Genomic DNA, 18,933 nt, shown 5'->3' with positions numbered 1-18,933 from the left:
CCCACCAACACCGTCATTGCGAGCGCAGCGAAGCAATCCAGACTGCCTCTGCGGAAAGATTCTGGATTGCTTCGCTGCGCTCGCAATGACGGAGTATGTTGCGGCTGCGTCGCAACAGTTGAGAGGGCACCATGGCCTTTCGTTCCCGCCGCGAAAAACTGCGTTCGATCCTGACGGGCTCGGCCTGCGTTCATCCCGGCTCGGTCTATGACGCGATCTCCATCCGTATCACCGAGGATCTCGGCTTTCCGCTCGGCATGTTCGGCGGCTCGGTGGCCTCGCTCGCGGTGCTCGGCGACCCCGATGTCACGCTGATCACACTCACCGAACTTGCCGAGCAGATGCGGCGGATGTCGCGCGCGGCGCCGCTGCCGGTGCTGGTCGATGCCGATCACGGCTATGGCAATGCGCTCAACGTGCGCCGCACGGTGCAAGAGCTGGAGACCGCTGGCGCCGCCGGCCTCACCATCGAGGACACGCTGCTGCCGGCCGCCTTTGGCGAGGCCAAGACACAGCTGATCTCGCTGGAAGAAGGCGTCGCCAAAATGAAGGCGGCGCTGGATGGCCGCGGCGATCCCTCGCTCGTCATCATGGGCCGCACTGGAGCTGCCTCGGTCACCTCGATCGAGGATGCGATCCGCCGGGCCAGGGCCTATGAGGCGACCGGCGTCGACGCGCTGTTCTTCACCGGCATCAAATCGCGCGCCGAGCTCGAGGCGATCGTCGCCGCTACGCGCCTGCCGATCGTGCTCGGCGGTGCGCCGGACGAGTTGAACGCGATCGACTATCTCGCGAGCCAGCGCGTCCGCATCGCGCTTCAGGGCCACGCGCCGATCGCGGCTGCCATGCAGGCCGTCTACGAGACGCAGAAAGCGTTGCGCGAGGGCACGCCGCCGAAGAACCTCAAGGGCCTCCCATCGCCGGACCTGACCAGCCGCGTCATGCGCGAGGCCGACGTCAAGGCGCGCAGCGCCGATCTTCTCGGGCTGAAAAAATGAGCCGGGCGATCCTCCAGGTCATGATCCGCGGCCGCGTGCAGGGCGTCGGCTACAGGGCCTGGGTCGAGTACCAGGCGACAACGAGTGGCCTCGAGGGCTGGGTTCGCAACCGCCGCGACGGCAGCGTGGAAGCGCTGTTCGCAGGCACACCGAAGCATGTCGCCGATATGGTCGCGCTGTGCCGCCACGGCCCGCCGTCCTCGCGCGTGGACAGCGTCACCAGCGAGACGGCCGGTGCGGATGAGCTGAACCTGCGGAGGGCAGGGGAAGCGTTTTCGGTGTTGCCGACGGTGTGAGAGCGGATTCTCTTTCCGCGCGGGCGGTGCGCTCCCTCGCCCCGTTCTTACGGAGAGAGGTGAAAAATCACCGCGGCAGCTTCGAGATCGCCTCGCTCAGCTCGTGAATCTCGTAGGGCTTGCGCAGGATCGGGAAGTCGCCGCGGACATCGGCGGCGGCTTCGCTGTAGCCGGTGGCGAGCAGGATCGGCAGGCCAGGGTGGATCTGGCGCAGATGATGGGCGAGACCGAGCCCGTCCATCTTGCCGGGCATCACGATGTCGGTGAACACGAAGTCGACGCCGTTCTTCTCGAGCTCGCGCAAGGCGGACTCGGCGTCGGCAACCCGGTGCACGCGATAGCCGAGCTGCTCCAGCAATCCGATGCTGACGAGCGCGACGTCGGGATTGTCCTCGACCAGCAGCACGGTGCCGCTACCGGGAACCGGCACTGCTTCAGGGATATCGATTGGTGCGGTCGCGGTTTCGCGCGGCAGCAGGATGGTGAAGGTCGTGCCCTTGCCGAGCTCGCTTGCGACCCTGACCGTGCCGCCCGCCTGATGAGCGAAGCCGTGCACCTGCGACAGGCCGAGGCCGGTGCCTTTTCCGACGGGTTTGGTCGTGAAGAACGGTTCGAAGATCTTGTTGACGACGTCGGAGGGGATGCCAAGCCCGGTATCGGCGACGGTGATGGCGACGAACTCCCCGCGGTAGAGCGGATCATCCAGGACGACGTTGCGTGCGCCGACCGTCACGGTACCGCCGTCGGGCATGGCATCGCGAGCGTTGATGACGAGATTGAGCAGCCCCGTCTCGAGCTCGGAGACATCAGCCTTGACCGACCAGACCTCGCGGTCGATGTCGAAGGCGAGACGAACGGCGCTCCCGACGCCGGCGTGAAGCACTTCGCGGATCGCCTCGATGCGGTCGCCGAAGCGGATCGCTTGGGGATTGACGCTCTGCCGCCGCGCGAAGGTCAGGAGCTGGGCGGTCAGTGCGGCGCCGCGCTTGGTTGCGGTCTCGATCGCGGACATCGCGCGCTGAATCTTGGCGTCGTCCTCATCGCGCTTCTTGAGGATGTGAAGGCTGCCGCTGATGATCATCAGGAGATTGTTGAAATCGTGCGCGACGCCGCCGGTGAGCTGCCCGAGCGCATCGAACTTCTGCGACTCGGCAAGCTGCCTCTGCATCGCTTCGAGCTTGAGCTGCGAATTGCGCCGCTCGGTGATGTCGCGGGTGATCTTGGCGAAGCCGACCAGGCTGCCGTGCTCGTAGATCGGATCGATGATGACGCTCGCCCAGAAGAATGTGCCATCCTTACGAACGCGCCAGCCTTCCTCCTCGTAGCGGCCATGGTCCCGCGCGATGCCGAGGGCACGCGCGGGCTTGCCGTTGGCGCGGTCGGTCTCGGTGTAGAAGCGCGAGAAATGCTGGCCGACGATCTCTTCGGGCGAATAGCCCTTGATCCGCTCGCCGCCGATGTTCCAGCTCGTGATGATCCCGGTGGGATCGAGCATGTAGAGCGCGTAGTCCGCGACTCCTTCCACCAACAGCCGAAAACTGCGCTCGCTTTCGAACAAGTCTCTCTGTTGACTGGACTTTGTCGTCATTCTCAACCCGCCTGGAACCGGGGCAAACGCCCGGAAGGACGTTTGGTTCCCGTTCTCTGGGCCGTTTTTAGGCAAATACGACGGACGGTATACAGGACGTAAGCCGCCGAGCGCTCTTGACAATCAGTCGCGTTCGTCAGATATTTCTGTTATGACAGAAATAACCGGAAAGAAGAAACTGCCTGCCGCCGTCGAGCGCTTCATCCTGCATTGGGGCGACATGGGGGACGGGTGGGGCGTCAACCGCTCGGTCAGCCAGATCCACGGGCTGCTCTATCTCGCCGAGGCGCCGATAACGGCCGAGGACATCGCCGACACGCTCGGCATGGCGCGCTCCAACGTCTCCAACTCGCTGAAGGAGCTGCTCGCCTGGAACCTGATCCGGCGGGTGCCGATCCTCGGTGACCGCCGCGACCATTACGAGGCCGAGACGGACATCTGGGAGGTCGCCGCGAGAATCGCGGCACGGCGCAAGGAGCGGGAGCTCGATCCGGCGATCACGGCGCTCCGGGCCTGCGTGTCCGATGCCGCGGACGATCCGACCATCAATCCGGTCGCAGCCAAACGGCTGAAGGAGATGCTCGCCTTCACCGAGCTCGCCGACCACTGGTTCATGCAGATGCTGAAGGTGCCGCGGCCGCGGCTGGTCGCTCTGATGCGGCTTGGCGAGAAGATCGCCAACCTGCTGCCGCTGGGCAAGGCCAAATAGCGTTGAGGAGGGTGCGATGACGTCGGCTCGATTATCAGGCTCCAGCGCATCTCCCTCCGTTCACGTCAAACTACTCGACGACCGCCGCTTCCGCGCGTTGCTGTCGGACGAGGATTGGGGCCGGCTGCCGCTCGCGACCTGGCGGCGCTTTTCAAAACGCGTCGCTGACGGCGACAGTGTCGTCTATGTCGGCGTCGTCGACGAAATCAGCTTCAGCGACATCGGCTGGTGGTTCGCGCAAGCCGCCCGCCTGATCGGCGGACCGCTGCCGACCGGCCGCGACACCGGTGTCCCCATGATCGTGACTGTCACCGAGGACGTCGCGACCGGCGGCCAGACCTGGACCCGCATCTGCGCGCGCAAGCGCGGCTTTCCGCAAGTGATTCATTCCGCCAAGCGTTTCGCCGGTCCGACCGGGCTCGAAGAGTATGTCGGCTTCGGCGTCTCGATGGCGCTCCGCATCGCTGTCGAGGATCAGGCGCTGACCTTCCGGAGTGCCGGTTACGGACTCCAGCTTGGACGCTTGTGGATCCCGCTGCCGCAATGGCTCACGCCCGGCGATCTCACGGTGACGCATAGCGATCTCGGCGAAGGCGCCTTTCGTTTCACCCTCGATGTCACTCACCCGCGTTACGGCGCGCTGATCCATCAGTCCGCCGTATTCAGGGAGGCCGTATCATGACGCCGCTGTTGTGGACCCTCATCGCCATCCAGGTCGTGATGGGCGTATTCGATACCTTCTATCACCACGAATTCACCGAGCGCCTGGCCTGGCGCCCGTCGCAGCGCTTCGAATTGAAGCTGCACGGTATCCGCAACATGCTCTATGCGCTTCTGTTCCTGCTGCTCGGCTGGTTGGAGGTTTACGGCGTGCTGGCGATCCTGATCGTCGCGGTGCTGGTCGCCGAGATCGTCATCACGCTGATGGATTTCGTCGAGGAAGATCTGAGCCGAAAGCTGCCGCCGAGTGAGCGGATCAACCACACGCTGCTCGCGATCAACTATGGCGCCATCCTGGTGCTGCTGCTGCCGGTGCTGATCGAATGGGCGATGCAGCCGTTCGGCGTGAGTGTCGTGTATCAGGGCCTGCTCAGCATCGCCGCCACTGCCTGCGCAGTCGGTGCAGCGCTCTGCGGCGTCAGGGACTTTGCCGCGATGCGCCGGCTCGGCCGCATGCGAAGCGTGCCCGCGCACGGGCTCGTCGAGAAGCTCCCCGGCCGCAAGACCGTGCTGATCACTGGCGCCACCGGCTTCATCGGCAGCCGCCTTGCCGCGAGCCTCAGCGGGGCAGGGCACGACGTCATCGCGCTGATCCGTAACCCTGCGAAAGCCGAGATTCTGCCGCCGCCGGTCACGCTGATCACCAGCCTCGATCAGCTCGCCGCGGACACGTCAATCGACGCCATCGTGAATCTCGCCGGCGAGCCGATCGGCAACGGCCTCTGGACCGCGGCGAAGCGCGCGAAAATTCTCGGCTCCCGCATCGACATGACCGGTGAGGTCGTCAAACTGATCGCGCGGCTCGAGCGCAAGCCGGAGATCCTCGTCAGTGGCTCCGCGATCGGCTGGTACGGCCTGTGGGCCGACCAGGTGTTGACGGAATCGGCGAAGTCTCACGCCTGCTTCAGCCACGAGCTCTGCGCGGCGTGGGAAAAAGCGGCGCGGCCGGCGGAAGAGCTCGGCGTCCGCGTGGTCTGTCTGCGCATTGGCCTCGTGCTGGGCACCGAAGGCGGCTTCATCACGCGCATGCTGACGCCGTTCGAGTTCGGCCTTGGCGGTCCGATCGGCACCGGGCGGCAGTGGATGTCCTGGATCGAGCGCGACGATCTGATCCGGCTGATTGCCTATGTGATGGCGACGCCCGATCTCACTGGGCCCGTCAACGCCACCGCGCCGATCCCCGTCACCAACGCAAAATTCACCGAAGAGCTCGGCCGCCGCCTGCACCGGCCCGCGGTGTTTCGTATCCCCGGCGGCCTGTTGCGCCGGATCGGCGGCGGCTTTGCCGACGAACTCCTGCTCGGCGGCCAGCGCGTGCTGCCGAACAAGGCGCTGAGCCGCGGGTTTGTCTTTCGGCACGAGACGCTGCGCAGCGCGTTCGAGGCGATCCTGTGAGGTGATGTCATGGCTTGCGAGACCTGCCCGCGCGTGGTGAACGGTTGGTTTCGGGGATGCTTGACGGCAGCGACGACATTGGCGGCATTGCCGGTCATCGCGATGATCCTGTCCCTGCCGTACCGGGGTCTTGAGGAGAACCTCGGCGGTATCATCACCTTGGTCTTGTTTGTCTTGCCGCTGATCTTGATCCTGGTCTGCCTGCTCAGTGGGATGCCGGCCGCACTCGTGATCTTGTTCGGGGAAGCGCTCCGCATTCGCTCTGTGTTGTTCTACGTTCCTGCCGGTGCGGCGATCGGTGCATTCATTTGGCGGATCACCGTTGGGGCCAACCATCCGTTGGGGCTGCTCTTTGTATTGGCCGGAGCTCTCGCGGGAATCGCCTATTGGTTCGCCGCGGGCAAGTATGCGGGCGAGGAGGGGCAGCCTGAGCGCTAGGCTGCCACGCTCCGAAACGTCGCCGCCACCGCACGCAGCGCCGCGAGCTTGGCGGGATCGCTGACCTTCGAATGCAGCATTACCTTCGAGCTGCCAAGCTTCGGCAGCTTGTGTGCAGGCCCGATGTCGATCAGCCCGGGAGGCGCGATCCGGCGCGCGAGCGGCGCAATCGCGAGGCCAGCAAGCGCGGCCGCGACCACCGCGGTGACGCCGCCGCCGACAAAGCGTTCGCGCCAAGCGATGCCGGCCTTGTCGAGCGCGCGGATGGCGATGGCGCGGACGCCGCAGGGCGGGGCGAGGGTTGCGAGCGGCAGCGGCTCCCCCTTCGGCAGGGTGAAGCGTCGCGACGCGAACCAGCCGAACTCGTCTTCGGCCAGCTTTTCGCCGCCGCGGCGGCTGCCTTCCTGGCGCACGATCACGGCATCGAGCTGACCTGCGTCGTAAGCGTCCTGCATCTCGCGCGAGAAGCCGATGGTGACGGCGAGGGTGAGGCTTGAGGACATCGCGTGCAGGCGTTCGAGCAGCGGCACCAGCTCGGGGCCCGCGGCATGGTCGGAGATGCCAAGCGAGAGCGATTGCGCAGTCGATGTTTCGCCCGACAGCGCGCGGTCATGCGCCTCCATCAGCGCGCGGGCGCGATCGAGGAACGCGGCGCCGTCGGCGGTGAGCCGGACCGCCCGCGGCGAGCGCTCGACGAGGCGTTTTCCCAGCAATGTCTCCAGCCGCTGGAGCTTCAGGCTGACGGCGGCCTGCGTCGTGCCGAGCGCTTCGGCGGCACGCGTAAAACTCTGGAGGTCGGCGACCAGCAGGAAGGCCTTGATGGTGGCTATGTCGAGTGTGGCTGTCATTATGAATGGTTATCACTGGTATCAATAGAGATAAGATACCAAAATGACTGGGCAAGGTCTAGCTTCTCACCAACGCCGCGCAAACTCCGCGCTGCATCTTGAGGAGAACCACCATGCCCCTGATCACCGTGTCCTACATCACCTCCCGCCAGTCGCCGTCGTTGAAAGCCGATATCGCCAACGCCGTGTCGGAGCTGACCGCAAAAATCCTGCACAAGGATCCCAGGGTCACCGCCATCATCGTGAAATCGGTCGAGGCGAGCGACTGGTTCGCCGGCGGCAAGTCGCTCGCCGAGCAGAAACTGGCCAGCTACTGGATCGACATCCATGTCAGCGAAGGCACCAACACCAAGGACGAGAAGGCGGCCTATCTCGCCGCGATGTTCAAGCGCATGGCCGAGATTTTGGGCCCGCTGCATCCCGAGACGTATCTGCATGTCGACGAGGTCAAGGGCGATGCCTACGGTTTTGGTGGCCTGACCCAGGAGCGGCGCTACATTGCCGGCAAGCTCGAAGTTGCGTTGCAGGCGGCGTGAGGTCACAAGCCGCGGGTGAAGAAACTCACCCGCGGCCTGAAGCCGTCAGCTCGCCGCGCGGAACTGGACTTCGGCGTTGTTGATGAAGCACGTCTTGTCGAACAGCTTGAGGTCCAGCGGGTTCGGCAGCCTGATATCGTCGAGGTCTGGGCACGGCTTGACCGAAGGATCATAGGATCGATCGATCTGCGAGATGAAGACGACGATCAGCCCCGCGTCGCGCGCGAAGGATTTTAGTGCGCGCACCTGAACAGCGAGATCTGGATTTTCCCGCCTCTGGTCGAGCAATTGCAGATAGTCGATCACCACGACCGTGCCACGAGGCGCCGCGGCCATCTGCTTGACGACGTAGTCGGCGCTGATGGCGTCGGAGCAGTCGATCTCGAACATGTCAGCGAATTGCGCGGGGTCCACGCCAATCGCGCGCAAGCGGTCGAAGACGTCTTTCTCGGTGTATTCGAGCGAGAAAAACGCAGCGCGATGGCCCGACTTCATGGCCTCCACGGCGAGTTCGAGGCTCAACAGGGTCTTGCCCTGACCGGGGCGCGCGCCCACCAGCACCAGATCACCCGGCCGGAATTGCGGGAACAGGCGATTGGCGGGCGTCAGTGCGGCGGCCTTTGCCGCGAGCATGCTCCAGGCGGAAAACCCTTCCGTCGCAGCGATGCGGTCAAGCGCGTCGTGGAGCGGAATGCTTTCCTCGCGCGACAGGCGCTTGGCTCGTCGCTTCAGATGATAGATCGGCGCAGAGAGTCTCATCGTCAAAACCTCCCATTGCGAGCAGAAAGCGCAATCCCTCCTTATGCCTGGCGCTCGAACAGTCGGTCCGATGATCATTCGCCCGGCATGATGTCTGCTTTCCCGGCGGAGGGGGGAGGCGTGGGCGGCACCAGAAGCAAGCGTAACCGATTCCGCGACTGGCCGAGAACAGGCGCGGTGGGGCTCAAACAGAAAAAGTGCTAGACGGCCGCTTCCGCCACCAGCGCGCGGGTTGGTCCGAACAGCTCCTCGAACGCCTGGCGCAGCGCCACGTCGACATCAGCCATGGTCACGAGCTGGCCGAGATCGACCAGCGAGGTGACGCCGTAGCGGGGATCGGCGACGCCGCAGGGCACGATGCCGGCGAAATGGGACAGCTCCGGCTCGACATTGATGGCGATGCCGTGGAACGAGACCCAGCGCTTCAGCCGCACGCCGATCGCGGCGATCTTGTCCTCGTGCTCGGGCCCCTTGTCGGGGCGCTTCACCCAGACGCCGACTCGGTCCTCGCGCCGCTCGCCGCGGACGTTGAAGGCGGCGAGCGTCCGCAGGATCAATTCCTCCAGGCTCGCGACATAGGCCCGAACGTCCGGCCGGCGCCGCTTGAGGTCGAGCATGACATAGGCCACCCGCTGGCCGGGCCCGTGATAGGTCAGCTGCCCGCCGCGTCCGGTGGCAAAGGTCGGGAAGCGGGGATCGAGCAGGTCGGTTTCCTTGCCCGAGGTGCCGGAGGTGTAGAGCGGGGGGTGCTCGAGCAGCCAGACCAGCTCGGGCGCCTCGCCGGCGGCGATCTGAGCGACTCGCGCCTCCATGGTGGCCACGGCCTCCGGATAGGGCACCGGCGCGTCCGAGATCCGCCACTCCACGGGCTCGCCGGTGGAGGCGGAAAACGACGTCAAATCGAGGTCTTGGCGGGGGTTTTGAGGCGAATTAACCATTGGCTAACCATAACGTGGTGATCATCTCAGGAGCAAATGCCAAGTCCTTTGGCTTAAGTCCCAAGTTGCGGCGGTCCTGACAGTGCCCACTCTCGATAAAGTCACCGTGGATCTCATGGTCGTCCTCGGGACGACCACCATGCCGATCCATCAAGTATTACGTCTTTCCCGCGGCGCCATCATCGAGCTGGACGCAACCGAGGCCGACGAGGTCAAGGTTCTCGCCAACAATCTGCCGGTCGCCTCCGGCGTCGTGCTGGTCGACCGCAACCGGATCGCGGTCGAGGTCAAGCAGATGCTGCCGCGCACGACGGGCACGCGGTAGCGGCCCGGGCACGCGGTAACGGCCTGGGCACGCGGGAGCGGCCCCGGGGTAGCCGGCCGGGCCGGGGCCCTCGATAGGGCCGATCCGGGCAGGGGTCCGGATTTTTCCTGCCAAGCTTGTGGAATTCTGGGCCTTTGCAGGCTTGTACCCCTCTGATGGATTTGTTAGATCGGCGCCGTTGATCCGGCAGGCCTCAAGCCCTAAGCCGGCATCCCCAAAGCGCTCGTGGCGGAATTGGTAGACGCGCTGCCTTGAGGTGGCAGTGAGTAAAATCGTGGGGGTTCGAGTCCCTCCGAGCGCACCAAGGACATCTCTCTCCCAAATTGCTATCCGATTGAAATCGAAGCGAAATCCTCGCGGCGCGTTTCCGGCTCTTTCTCTTTCTGTTTTCGTGTTTTCTGTGATACAGATCGGGATATGTTCTGTGATACACGGGCGGGGAGCGCACCTTGGTAAGGCAGGAAAATCAGGATCGCTTTCTGCTCTTGCGGGACGGCGTCTATTACTACTGGCGGCGAGTCCCGAAGGTCGTCGTGCATCTCGAAGACCGTGCGCCGGTGATCCGGCAATCGCTCAAGACGGACGATCTGGCGAAGGCCAGGGCGCAGCGGGACATCCTCGAAGAAGCCGACAACGTCCTATGGGCGTCCATGCTCACGGACGGCAAGACCGACGCGGCGATGGCCGCTCACAAGGTCTCCCGAGCCCGTGCAGAGGCTCTTGGGTTCGCCTACCGCCCGGCGGTGGAAGTGGCGCAGCTTCCCATAGAAGACCTCGTCAGGCGCTTCGCTGCGATCTCTGACCTGCGGACGCCGGTGGCGGTCGAGACGGCCGTCCTGGGCGGCGTGGATCGGCCAAGGGTCAAGGTCAGCGAAGCCTTCGAGATTTACTGCAATGAGATCGCGGCCGTCGAGATCGTCGGCAAGAGCGAAGAGCAGAAGAAGTCGTGGAAGAAGGTCAAGCGGTACGCCATCGAAGTCTTCACCAAGGTCGTCGGCGAAGACCTCGCGATGGAGGACATCACTCGCGACCACGCCAAGAAGATGCACGACCACTTCAAGGGGATGATCGCGCCGAAGGACGCCAAGGCGGCGAAGAAGTCGGCCTCGCTCGGCAAGCGCCGCATGGGCGACATGAGCATTCTCTACAAGCGCTACTTCGCCCATATCGGCGTCGAGGGTAGGCCCAATCCATTCGAGGGCCTGACCTTCAATCAGAAGTTCAAGAAGAGCCGTCTGCCGTTCCCGATTGAGTGGGTGCGCGACGTGATCCTGAAACCCGGCGCGCTCGCGGGCCTGAACGCCGACGCGCGCCATATCGTCTTGGTCTGCATCGAGACCGGCGCTCGCCCAATCGAGCTACGCTACCTGCGGAAAGAACGCATCAAGCTTCACGACAAGGTGCCGCACATCCTTGTCGAGCCTTCGTTCGATCCTGACGAGCCGCATGAAGTGAAGACCGTGTCGTCGGTCCGCCGCATCCCATTGGTGGGCGTCGCGCTCGAAGCGATGAAGCTCCACCCTGACGGCTTCGAGCGCTACCGGGAGAATGGCAACACGCTGTCGGCGACCGTGAACAGCTTCCTCAAGGAGAACAAGCTACAGCCGACCGGCAAGGAAACGCTCTATGGCTTCCGGCACACGTTCGAGGATCGCCTGAAGGAAGGCCGGATCGACGACGAACTGCGGAAGATTCTGATGGGGCACAGCATCGACCGCGAGAAGTACGGGTCGGGCGGATCGCTGAAGCTGTATCAGGAAGAGTTGATGAAGATCGTGTATCCGTTCGACCCGGCTATCGTCTGACGCGACGGAGCGCGCGAGCCATCGTGGACTCGCTCGCCTTCTTCGTCTCGATCTCGGCCTCAAGCCGTTCGAAGATCGGCAGATAGACCTCGCCGCCTTGGGGCGCGCGCTCCATGGCGATTGCAAGCCGGTCTAGGCAGCGTTCGAGCACTTCGATTGTGATCTCGCCATCGGCAGGAATCTTGCCGATGGGTCGATTGTCGTTGGCGGCCTTCATGACGCGCTCTTGATCGCGCGCTTCAGGGCGTCGCGCTCCGCGATCAGATCGCGAAGCGCCTGAGACGCGCCGGTCTGATGCTCGGCACCCAGCAGTTCCCAAAGATGCGCCAGCGCGATCTTCGCTAAGTATTCGCCGGGCGTCATGTTCGCCTGAAGGATCGAGTTCACTTCGTCGATGACCTTGAACCGCTCTTGCAACTTGACGTGCTCGACGAGGAGCGCATCGTATTTCTTACCCATTGATCTTCCCCAGGTCGATTCCACGGATTGCATATTGGTCGAGCACGACTTCGCGCAGCACGTCGGTCAGACCATCGTTCGAGCCGAGCGCCTTCGCGCGGTCGAGGTAGTCAAGCAGGAACGTGCCGCGCTCGATCTCGACGGCGCGGTCCATCCCACATTCGAGCGTGTCGCGGATGCGGCGCACGCGGGCAGCACGAGTCCAACTCATGGCCGCTTCCTCCTGATCTCGACGACGACGTTGCGCATGCGCTTGGCCTGCTTCGCCGCCAGCGCGACGCGACGCTCTTCCGCCTTCGCCGGATCGACTGCGTCCCGGCGAAGTTGTTCCTTCAGCGCCTCGTTTTCGAGGCGCGAGGCAGGCTTGGGGCGAGCAACGAAGACTTGCCCGCCGATCAGGCGGCAGTCTCCAAGCCACGCGAAGTTGTGCGCGACCCGGCTCGCCATCAGGCGACATCCAAGACGGGAAGGGCGACGGTGCTACGGACGGCCCGCACCCCAGCGATAACGGCGTCAATCCGCATGGTGATCTCGAACGCGCGGAAGCGAGCATCGAGCAGAGCGAGCGCGACGGAGTCGATGTCCGGCTTCGCTTTGCGCGACCTGCACGCCTCGATCATGCGCTGGGTGGTGATGTCGTTGATGTCAGTGGGCGACATTGGTCGGTGCTTCCTGCAAGAGCGAGTGTTGGTCGGGGTGAATCGTCGGCCGTTCTTTTCGCTTGCCCTTGAAGCGCACCGGCCGAACCGCAGTCGGGTCGCGCAGGAAGGGGAAGCGTTCGTGGATGCCGGTGACGATCTCGATCAGAGCCGTCACCGTCTGCGGCATGGTCAGGCCGAGCTTGTCGGCGATGGGCTGAAGCTCCGCGCGGACTTCCTCGGGCAGAACCTTCGCGCGGGGCACCGCGACGAAGTCCCACCCCAGGAAGCCGAGCACTGCTTCGAGGGACTCGAGCCCCGGCTTATTCTTGCGCCGCCACGCCTTGATCGAAGCGCGGCGGACGCCAGAACCTTCCTCGGTCTCGTCATAGGTGACGCGGAGCCGCGCCATCTCTGCGAAGACAAGCTTCACATGAGGGCCGACGCGGTCCGGCATCGTCACCGTGCGCCGATTGGCGCGGTCACGGGTCCTACTCATGCTTCGGACCCGACGCGAGTTCGGTCGTGATGTTCATCATGGCGATGACGCCGGTCAGATGCTCGTCATCCGCCTGGAACATGATGCGACGGTTGCGATGATCGGGATGGAGCGCAATGCTGCTCGCCCGGAACGAGTTGAGCATCGTCTTCATGAACATGCCGTTGATGCCGAACGCAGCGATCTCGCCGTTGATCGTCGCCTCGACAACGTCAACGCTGCCGCCGGTCTGGCTGCCGACCGCGATCACGAAGCCGTCTTCCGAACCGGCGCACTGCAAGCGGTGGCCCAATTCTTTCGAGGCGAAGGTTTCGAGCAGAGCGACGGTGCTCGCGCACGATTCGCGGCTGACGACGATGCTCTCGGCCGCCGGGCTCGAAACGAGCGGCAGGTAGTTCGGATAGGTGCCGACCAACAGCGAAGAGCAGAAGCGAGTCGCGTCGGTATAGAAGAAGACCGAGTTGGCGTTGACGATGACGTTCACAACGTCGGCGCTGCGATAGAGTCGCAGCACGGCGTTGACGGTCTCGGCCGACAAGATCACGCCGGGGCGGTTGTCGTTCATCGGCATGTCGTCGGCACCGTCCGGCGCGGGGACGGTCGCCTTGAACAGGATCGTGCCGGTGGTGCCAACGGCGGCGAGCCGCTTGCCGTCGTCGGCGACATGGAGGAAGACGCCCTGCATCGGCGAGTTGGGAACGGTCGAAAGCGCCTGGGCGGTATGGCCGAACAGCCGAACGAGATCGGAGCCTTCGAGCGCAAACTGTGCGCCGTCCATGGCGTAGTCGCGAGCAGGCCAGTCTTCAGCGGCGAGCGTCGGGAAGGTGGTGCGGGACCGGCCTGCCTTGGCGATCAGCTCGTACTTCGCCGTGTCCATCGTGAAGGTGACATCGACGCCCTTCGGCAGACGATCCACGACGGCCTTCAGCTTCATCGCATCGACGGTCGTCGCGCCGTTGGTCTCGACCTCGCACGCGCCGGTCGCCTCGACCATCATCTCGAAGTCGGTCGTGGCGATGGAGATCGCGCCATCCTGCACAATGATGCGCGCGTTGTTCGCGATCACGGCGGGCGAGTTCTTCGGTGCGCTGGATACGCCGCGCGTTACAATGTCGGCGAGAGTGTCACGGTTGATCTTGAACTTCACAGAAGGCTCCCTTGTTTGGCCGGTCGAAAGTGGTGGACGTTGCCGACGTGCGCCGCGCAGGCGTCATCGCTCGGGTATTTCGGATGGGTGAAGAGACGCATGCGATGGATCGCGTCGTCGTACAGACCGGCGCGGATCACCGCGTCGATCTCGTCACGGATGCCGACTTGTTCGAGCGTCGCGATATGGCGGCGAGCGACCATCGTGTCGCCTTCGCTCAACGCGGCCTCTGCGCGCAGAAGCGCGAGATAGTCGTCATAGGACACGCTGGGCTTCACGGAGCCGCCATCCATCGGGCAATTGAAAACGGGCGGGTTCGCGGAGCCGCAATCGCCGCTACAGTTGGGGCAGGGCTCACGCATGGGCGGGAGCCTTCGTGCGATCCACGGCCTCATAGATGTTCAGCGGCAGAAAGAAGCGGCTCGGAAACTGCACGCGGCCGAAGGCGCGAAGCTTGAACGGGCGGTTTTCGAGGATGGCGCTATCGAGCGCCGCTCTCATGCCGTTCGACCATCCGCGATCCGTGTAGAAGACCGAGTATGCGGCGACGGATCGCCAAGCGAGACCGAGCGCGATCCCCAGCGCGCGCTCGTCCGGCTTCGTGTCGTCGAGAACTTGAGTGAGCAGAAGGTGCGACGCCTGGGCGCTCTCGCCGCGCAGTGCGCAATCCTTCAAGCAACGCCGCGCATAGGCGACATTGTCGTCAACCGCCCCAGCGTAGGGCGACTCCAAAACTACTAATTTTGATGCTTTGCATGGTCCGTTGCCTCTCCCGAGCAGCAACGGACCATATGGGCTTCTATCCGTTATGTCAACGGATTGCGACGGATGGCAACGGACAAAACAATCGAACTAATTCAAACTAAAATTCACAAGAACCGATGATGCGTTCCAGCGCCTTCACCTGGGAACGGGGGATGTCGATGTCGGCTTCCCCGTTGAGGCACCGCACTGTGATCTTGTCGGTTGCGATGGTGACGATCTGACGAATCGCAACGCGGTCGTCAGTCTGCCGCACTAGCGCGAAGCCTCCATGCACCACGGGCTTGCTCGGGCTCACGAGGACGACTTCACCGATTCGGTAGCGCGGAGCCATGCAGTCGTCGGGAACAGTGATGGCGTAGGCATCGCGACTCGAAGTGACCGACGAGGTCCATGCTGTCCGACGATCCGGCCTCAGGGGGAAGAAGCCATCAGGATCGGTCAAGCCGATCTGGAACAATGGAATCGTTCCAGCGGGCGAGGGCGCTTCCGGCGCGGCCGACTCACGCATTGGGAGTGGGTTGGAAGGGGGAAGGTTTCGTGGGCTGGCCTGAGTCCCGAAGAAATAGTCTGCGTCGGTGTCTAAAACAGTTCCAAGCTTAGCGAGTGTTTCGCGTGTTGGATTGAGCGAACGTCCCGAAAGGATGTCGTTCGCGTATGTGAGTCCCAACTTCGCTCGAACCGAAGCCTCTCTTCCCGATAGTCCGGCGGCCACTAGACGTTCCGCAATCCTCGCCTTGATGGTTTCGAGCGCCGGATGCGCTTTGGCGCGCTTCTCATCTGCTCGCGACTTCATTCCCAACCCCCTACGCACTTTGCTGATCACCATTCCGATAGCCCCTTAATCTCTAAACTAGCTGTCTCGGGATCGCCACTCGACGACCCAAATGCCCTGTTACCAATGTCCGGCGACGGATCGTTCGATGAATTATGTTCTTCATCCGTTGCGATCCGTTGACATCCCTAACTCCGTCCGTTACCGAAAGTTCAGCGGTTTCACGGAAAAGTTGCCAACCGATTCGGCATAAAGCCGGATGGGCGACGGATGTCAAGCGGTATCGACGGATGGAATTGGTTAACGAAACGAAAGAGGCACTGGTCGCGCGCGTCGGGGCGCTCGAACAGAGATTCGCCGATCTGCGCAACTCTATGCGCGCGTCCGCCGCTCTGCCCACCAACTGGCGGTTGACCCCCAAGGAACGTGATCTCTTCTTGTCTCTGCTCGCGAACGACACCGTCACGAAAGAGATGGCGATGCTCGTTCTGTACGGCACTGAAGATCGCCCGGATCACAGCGTCGCGATGTTCATGTCGCGCATCCGGTCGAAGACCGAGCCCCATTCCGTGAAGATCGAGACGATCAATCGCACCGGCTACCGGCTTGTCTGGACGAAGACTTTGAAGCTCGACGCCGTCGAGCACTAACCGGGGAGCCGCATGGCAATCTCACTGAAGGGCAGCGTCAAGAAGAAGTCGGCTGCCGAAGACCAACCGATCATCACGATCTATGGCGTGCCGAAGATCGGCAAGTCGTCGCTGGCTGCGGAGTTTCCGCGTCCGGTGTTCATTCAGACGGCGGCTGGCGAAAGCGTCCCGGCGGGCATCGTCGCGGACACCATCGAAGTCCGCAACTACAACGACCTCTGCGAAGCCATCGGCGCGCTCGTCAACGAAGAGCACAACTACGCCACGGCGATCTTCGACTCGACGACCGGCTTGGAGAACATCATCCGCGCCGAAGCGTGCGCCCGCAACGGTTGGAAGACCATCGAAGAGCCCGGCTATGGCAAGGGCTACAAGATCGCGGCGACGATCTTCCTCGAATACATCGACGGCATCATGACGCTGCGCTCGCATCGCCAGATGGCCGTGGTGCAACTCGGTCACTGCGATATCAGCCGCTTCGAATCGCCGACGACCGACCCGTACTCGCGCTATCGCGTCAACCTGCACAAGGACGCGGCCGACATCATCGAGGCGAACAGCGACGTGATCGCGTTCCTCAACTTCAAGGCTTCGATCAAGAAGGTCGATGCGGGCTTCAACAAGCAGCTTACGCACGCTGAAGGCGGCGGCGCGCGTTGGATGTTCCTCGAAGAGCGCCCCGGTTTCATCGCTGGCAACCGCTTCAGCATGCCCCCGGAGTTGCAGTTCAAGAAGGGCGAAGGCTACGCGGCGCTCGCCAAGTTCCTGCCTGCGCCTCTCGCTGAAGCCGCCTAACCACCAACCATCACCGAACACTCGAACGCCATAGGAGATAAACATGGCACAACTGAACGTGAGCCTCGCCGACGTGAACGAAAAGGACGCAGAAGGCGGCGGCGGACAAATCATCCCGCGCGACCGTTATCTGCTCAACATCGTCGAAGGCGAGGTCAAGCGTAACTCGAAGAACACCGGCGATCTGTTCGAGTACAAGGCGGAAGTCGTCGAGGGCGATTTCGCTGGCGTGAAAATCTTCGGCAACATCAACGTCACCCATCAGACCGTGACCGCGCAGAAGATCGGTCAGGCTCAGTTGGCGGCGCTCGCCGAAGCGACCGGCATCGGCAAGGCCAACCTGACCGACACCGATCAGCTTCTGTTCCAGCCGTTCTATGCCGATCTCGATGTCGAGTCCTACAAGGGGCGCGACGGCAGCGACAAGGAACGCATGACGGTGAAGAAGTTCATCCATGCGGGCAACGCGAACGAGCCGCCGCCGAGCAAGGCCGCTGCGAACGACAACGTGAAGGCCAACTCGGCCGCCAACGACAACGTCAAGCAGACCCAGGCGACCTCCACCCAGGCGACGAAGCCCGCGCCCGCCGCCGGTGGCGGTGGTCGGCAGATGCCTTGGCAGCGCACCGCCTAAGACGCGACTAACGCCGGGGCTTCGGCCCCGGCACCTTCTTCCTCCCCCCCCTGACATTTCAGTCTGCAAAACGCGCTTCGGCGCGAACGATAGAGGCTTGCCTGATGGCCCCGCTGCCGAGACCGTTTAGCGCCACCACCGAAGCCATCTATGCGGCCTATGCAAAGTCGCGCAGCCAAGCTTGGGACTCTCTCGGCATCTCGATCTCGCTGCTAGGCGAAGAGTGCGAGCGCGCGCTTTGGTACACCTTCCGCTGGGCTTCGAAGCCCGAAGTGATCGACGGACTGAAGGCCATCACGTTCGAGACCGGCGAGATCGAAGAGACGCGGCTGCTCAATGCGCTGCGCATGATCGGCTGCGAAGTGGACGAGTTCGACCGCGCGGCAAGCAGTATCGCGCAACGGCGATCTCGGGCCACGTTCGCGGCAAGACGGACGGCAAGGTGCTCGGCCTGCCGGAAGCTCCAAAGACTTGGCACGTTGTCGAAGCCAAGTCGATGAAGGACACCTATTGGGAGAAGGTGAAGAAGCTCGGAGTCCGCGAGGGCTACTTCACGCATTGGGTTCAGTTGAACACCTATTGCCATCTCTTCGGCTTCGAACGCGGCCTTTACATCTGCCGCAACAAGAACACCGGCGAAGTCCATTGCGAGCGTATCGAGACGGACCACGCGGAAGCGATCCGGCTGCTCGCTCGCGCCGAACGGATCATCAAGTACGCGAACCCGCCGCCGCGTCTGCACGACGATCCCAACGCGAAGATGGCCTTCAAGTGCCGGACGATGTGCAACCATCTCGCCAACTGTCATGAGCATTCGTTCGCTCGCATTTCGTGCCGGACCTGCATCCACGCGACGCCCGAGATGTTCGGCGACGCTGCTTGGTCGTGTGCCCGTTGGAACAAGCCGCTCGCGCTCGCCGAGCAGAAGCAGGCGTGTCCCGCGCATCTCTTTCTCCCATCGCTTGTCCCAGGCGAATTGATCGACGCGAGCGATGAAGAAGAGTGGGCGCTTTACACGCTGCATGACGGCCGCGAGTGGCGCGATGGCGTGAAGCCTGAGCCCGAGCGTCGCTACTGGCACCACCCCGAAAGCGGCAGCCTGTTCGCCACGCTCCCCGGCGAACCCGATCCTCGCGACACCGAACCCCTCTGCGAAGAGATCAGCTTCGCCGAGTTCATCAAGCTCACCGACCACTACGCAGCGCAGGGGGAGTAACGC

At 63.4% G+C, this 18,933-nt stretch carries 28 protein-coding genes and 1 tRNA gene; 15 read left to right on the top strand and 14 right to left on the bottom strand.

Going from position 1 to position 18,933, the window contains the following annotated elements:
* Positions 1-131 precede the first annotated feature (131 nt).
* Together J4G43_RS31725 and J4G43_RS31720 are read left to right on the top strand one after the other, a co-directional pair.
* Entirely contained in the window at positions 132-998 is an 867-nt protein-coding gene (locus J4G43_RS31725; RefSeq protein ID WP_208087377.1) for an isocitrate lyase/PEP mutase family protein, read from the top strand.
* Positions 995-1,294, top strand: a complete 300-nt coding sequence (locus J4G43_RS31720; protein WP_014494616.1) for an acylphosphatase — start codon at positions 995-997, stop codon at positions 1,292-1,294. The genes J4G43_RS31725 and J4G43_RS31720 overlap by 4 nt, the downstream gene beginning before the upstream one ends.
* 67 nt (positions 1,295-1,361) lie before the next feature.
* Here J4G43_RS31720 and J4G43_RS31715 read toward each other — a convergent pair whose 3' ends face one another.
* The gene (locus J4G43_RS31715) at positions 1,362-2,882 is read right to left on the bottom strand and encodes a PAS domain-containing sensor histidine kinase (RefSeq protein ID WP_208087376.1); all 1,521 of its coding nucleotides are present in this window, start codon (positions 2,880-2,882) and stop codon (positions 1,362-1,364) included.
* Between the two features lie 151 nt (positions 2,883-3,033).
* Between J4G43_RS31715 and J4G43_RS31710 the strand changes: the two genes are divergently transcribed.
* From J4G43_RS31710 to J4G43_RS31695, 4 genes are read left to right on the top strand one after another with little or no spacing between them, the layout of a single operon-like run.
* Complete coding sequence (locus J4G43_RS31710) at positions 3,034-3,591, top strand: GbsR/MarR family transcriptional regulator (RefSeq protein ID WP_208087375.1); 558 nt, start codon at positions 3,034-3,036, stop codon at positions 3,589-3,591.
* A 16-nt stretch (positions 3,592-3,607) separates the two neighbouring features.
* Complete coding sequence (locus tag J4G43_RS31705) at positions 3,608-4,273, top strand: DUF4166 domain-containing protein (RefSeq protein WP_208087374.1); 666 nt, start codon at positions 3,608-3,610, stop codon at positions 4,271-4,273.
* On the top strand, positions 4,270-5,706 hold the full coding sequence (locus J4G43_RS31700) for a TIGR01777 family oxidoreductase (RefSeq protein ID WP_208087373.1): 1,437 nt from the start codon (positions 4,270-4,272) through the stop codon (positions 5,704-5,706). The genes J4G43_RS31705 and J4G43_RS31700 overlap by 4 nt, the downstream gene beginning before the upstream one ends.
* Before the next feature lie 9 nt (positions 5,707-5,715).
* Positions 5,716-6,144 (top strand): hypothetical protein, encoded by a 429-nt coding sequence (locus J4G43_RS31695; protein WP_208087372.1) that lies wholly within the window; start codon positions 5,716-5,718, stop codon positions 6,142-6,144.
* On the opposite strand, the gene J4G43_RS31690 is transcribed toward J4G43_RS31695, so the two are convergent.
* Positions 6,141-6,992: a LysR family transcriptional regulator gene (locus J4G43_RS31690; RefSeq protein WP_208087371.1), complete on the bottom strand. Its 852-nt coding sequence runs from the start codon at positions 6,990-6,992 to the stop codon at positions 6,141-6,143. The two genes, J4G43_RS31695 and J4G43_RS31690, sit on opposite strands and share 4 nt — an antisense overlap.
* A 113-nt stretch (positions 6,993-7,105) precedes the next feature.
* Between J4G43_RS31690 and J4G43_RS31685 the strand changes: the two genes are divergently transcribed.
* Positions 7,106-7,528, top strand: coding sequence for a tautomerase family protein (locus J4G43_RS31685; RefSeq protein WP_208087370.1), 423 nt, complete (start codon positions 7,106-7,108; stop codon positions 7,526-7,528).
* A gap of 45 nt (positions 7,529-7,573) precedes the next feature.
* On the opposite strand, the gene J4G43_RS31680 is transcribed toward J4G43_RS31685, so the two are convergent.
* Together J4G43_RS31680 and lipB are read right to left on the bottom strand one after the other, a co-directional pair.
* A complete protein-coding gene (locus tag J4G43_RS31680; RefSeq protein ID WP_208087369.1) occupies positions 7,574-8,287 on the bottom strand; it encodes a DNA helicase in 714 nt (237 codons plus the stop codon).
* A gap of 200 nt (positions 8,288-8,487) precedes the next feature.
* Positions 8,488-9,225: a lipoyl(octanoyl) transferase LipB gene (lipB, locus tag J4G43_RS31675; RefSeq protein WP_208087368.1), complete on the bottom strand. Its 738-nt coding sequence runs from the start codon at positions 9,223-9,225 to the stop codon at positions 8,488-8,490.
* Positions 9,226-9,307: 82 nt separating this feature from the next.
* On the opposite strand from lipB, the gene J4G43_RS31670 reads away from it, so the two are divergent.
* The 3 genes from J4G43_RS31670 (at position 9,308) to J4G43_RS31660 (ending at position 11,355) form a co-directional block, all read left to right on the top strand.
* A complete protein-coding gene (locus J4G43_RS31670) occupies positions 9,308-9,550 on the top strand; it encodes a FliM/FliN family flagellar motor switch protein (protein ID WP_015685538.1) in 243 nt (80 codons plus the stop codon).
* Between the two features lie 219 nt (positions 9,551-9,769).
* A tRNA-Leu gene (locus tag J4G43_RS31665) sits at positions 9,770-9,854 on the top strand.
* A 145-nt stretch (positions 9,855-9,999) separates the two neighbouring features.
* On the top strand, positions 10,000-11,355 hold the full coding sequence (locus tag J4G43_RS31660) for a DUF6538 domain-containing protein (RefSeq protein WP_028153227.1): 1,356 nt from the start codon (positions 10,000-10,002) through the stop codon (positions 11,353-11,355).
* Here the strand turns inward: J4G43_RS31660 and J4G43_RS31655 are convergent.
* The 10 genes from J4G43_RS31655 to J4G43_RS31610 all read right to left on the bottom strand — a co-directional run bounded on the left by J4G43_RS31655 (position 11,345) and on the right by J4G43_RS31610 (position 15,656).
* Positions 11,345-11,572: a hypothetical protein gene (locus J4G43_RS31655; protein ID WP_049831936.1), complete on the bottom strand. Its 228-nt coding sequence runs from the start codon at positions 11,570-11,572 to the stop codon at positions 11,345-11,347. The two genes, J4G43_RS31660 and J4G43_RS31655, sit on opposite strands and share 11 nt — an antisense overlap.
* Positions 11,569-11,814 (bottom strand): hypothetical protein, encoded by a 246-nt coding sequence (locus J4G43_RS31650; RefSeq protein ID WP_028153229.1) that lies wholly within the window; start codon positions 11,812-11,814, stop codon positions 11,569-11,571. Before J4G43_RS31650 ends, J4G43_RS31655 begins: the two co-directional genes overlap by 4 nt.
* Complete coding sequence (locus tag J4G43_RS31645) at positions 11,807-12,025, bottom strand: hypothetical protein (RefSeq protein ID WP_155258084.1); 219 nt, start codon at positions 12,023-12,025, stop codon at positions 11,807-11,809. The genes J4G43_RS31650 and J4G43_RS31645 overlap by 8 nt, the downstream gene beginning before the upstream one ends.
* Positions 12,022-12,261, bottom strand: a complete 240-nt coding sequence (locus tag J4G43_RS31640; protein WP_028153230.1) for a hypothetical protein — start codon at positions 12,259-12,261, stop codon at positions 12,022-12,024. The genes J4G43_RS31645 and J4G43_RS31640 overlap by 4 nt, the downstream gene beginning before the upstream one ends.
* The gene (locus J4G43_RS31635; protein ID WP_028153231.1) at positions 12,261-12,473 is read right to left on the bottom strand and encodes a hypothetical protein; all 213 of its coding nucleotides are present in this window, start codon (positions 12,471-12,473) and stop codon (positions 12,261-12,263) included. The genes J4G43_RS31640 and J4G43_RS31635 overlap by 1 nt, the downstream gene beginning before the upstream one ends.
* Positions 12,460-12,951 carry a hypothetical protein gene (locus J4G43_RS31630; RefSeq protein WP_028153232.1) on the bottom strand — a complete coding sequence of 164 codons (492 nt, stop codon included), beginning with the start codon at positions 12,949-12,951 and terminating at the stop codon, positions 12,460-12,462. The genes J4G43_RS31635 and J4G43_RS31630 overlap by 14 nt, the downstream gene beginning before the upstream one ends.
* On the bottom strand, positions 12,944-14,098 hold the full coding sequence (locus J4G43_RS31625) for a beta clamp domain-containing protein (RefSeq protein ID WP_208087367.1): 1,155 nt from the start codon (positions 14,096-14,098) through the stop codon (positions 12,944-12,946). The genes J4G43_RS31630 and J4G43_RS31625 overlap by 8 nt, the downstream gene beginning before the upstream one ends.
* The gene (locus J4G43_RS31620; protein ID WP_208087366.1) at positions 14,095-14,376 is read right to left on the bottom strand and encodes a hypothetical protein; all 282 of its coding nucleotides are present in this window, start codon (positions 14,374-14,376) and stop codon (positions 14,095-14,097) included. Before J4G43_RS31620 ends, J4G43_RS31625 begins: the two co-directional genes overlap by 4 nt.
* Before the next feature lie 76 nt (positions 14,377-14,452).
* Positions 14,453-14,830 (bottom strand): DUF7768 domain-containing protein, encoded by a 378-nt coding sequence (locus tag J4G43_RS31615; RefSeq protein WP_456298901.1) that lies wholly within the window; start codon positions 14,828-14,830, stop codon positions 14,453-14,455.
* 130 nt (positions 14,831-14,960) lie between these two features.
* Positions 14,961-15,656 (bottom strand): XRE family transcriptional regulator, encoded by a 696-nt coding sequence (locus J4G43_RS31610; protein WP_225005240.1) that lies wholly within the window; start codon positions 15,654-15,656, stop codon positions 14,961-14,963.
* A 134-nt stretch (positions 15,657-15,790) separates the two neighbouring features.
* On the opposite strand from J4G43_RS31610, the gene J4G43_RS31605 reads away from it, so the two are divergent.
* From J4G43_RS31605 to J4G43_RS31585, 5 genes are all read left to right on the top strand, one after another.
* Positions 15,791-16,285 (top strand): helix-turn-helix domain-containing protein, encoded by a 495-nt coding sequence (locus J4G43_RS31605; protein WP_225005238.1) that lies wholly within the window; start codon positions 15,791-15,793, stop codon positions 16,283-16,285.
* Positions 16,286-16,297: 12 nt separating this feature from the next.
* Positions 16,298-17,080, top strand: coding sequence for an ATP-binding protein (locus J4G43_RS31600; protein WP_208087364.1), 783 nt, complete (start codon positions 16,298-16,300; stop codon positions 17,078-17,080).
* A gap of 43 nt (positions 17,081-17,123) precedes the next feature.
* On the top strand, positions 17,124-17,714 hold the full coding sequence (locus J4G43_RS31595; protein ID WP_208087363.1) for a DUF669 domain-containing protein: 591 nt from the start codon (positions 17,124-17,126) through the stop codon (positions 17,712-17,714).
* 104 nt (positions 17,715-17,818) lie between these two features.
* Positions 17,819-18,214, top strand: a complete 396-nt coding sequence (locus tag J4G43_RS31590) for a hypothetical protein (protein ID WP_225005237.1) — start codon at positions 17,819-17,821, stop codon at positions 18,212-18,214.
* Complete coding sequence (locus J4G43_RS31585; protein WP_225005235.1) at positions 18,157-18,930, top strand: hypothetical protein; 774 nt, start codon at positions 18,157-18,159, stop codon at positions 18,928-18,930. Before J4G43_RS31590 ends, J4G43_RS31585 begins: the two co-directional genes overlap by 58 nt.
* Positions 18,931-18,933 lie beyond the last annotated feature (3 nt).

This window comes from Bradyrhizobium barranii subsp. barranii (assembly GCF_017565645.3).
In the GTDB taxonomy this organism is placed as follows: domain Bacteria; phylum Pseudomonadota; class Alphaproteobacteria; order Rhizobiales; family Xanthobacteraceae; genus Bradyrhizobium; species Bradyrhizobium barranii.
The sequence above is the reverse complement of the archived record's forward strand: the minus strand, read 5'-3'. Positions and strand labels throughout refer to the sequence as shown.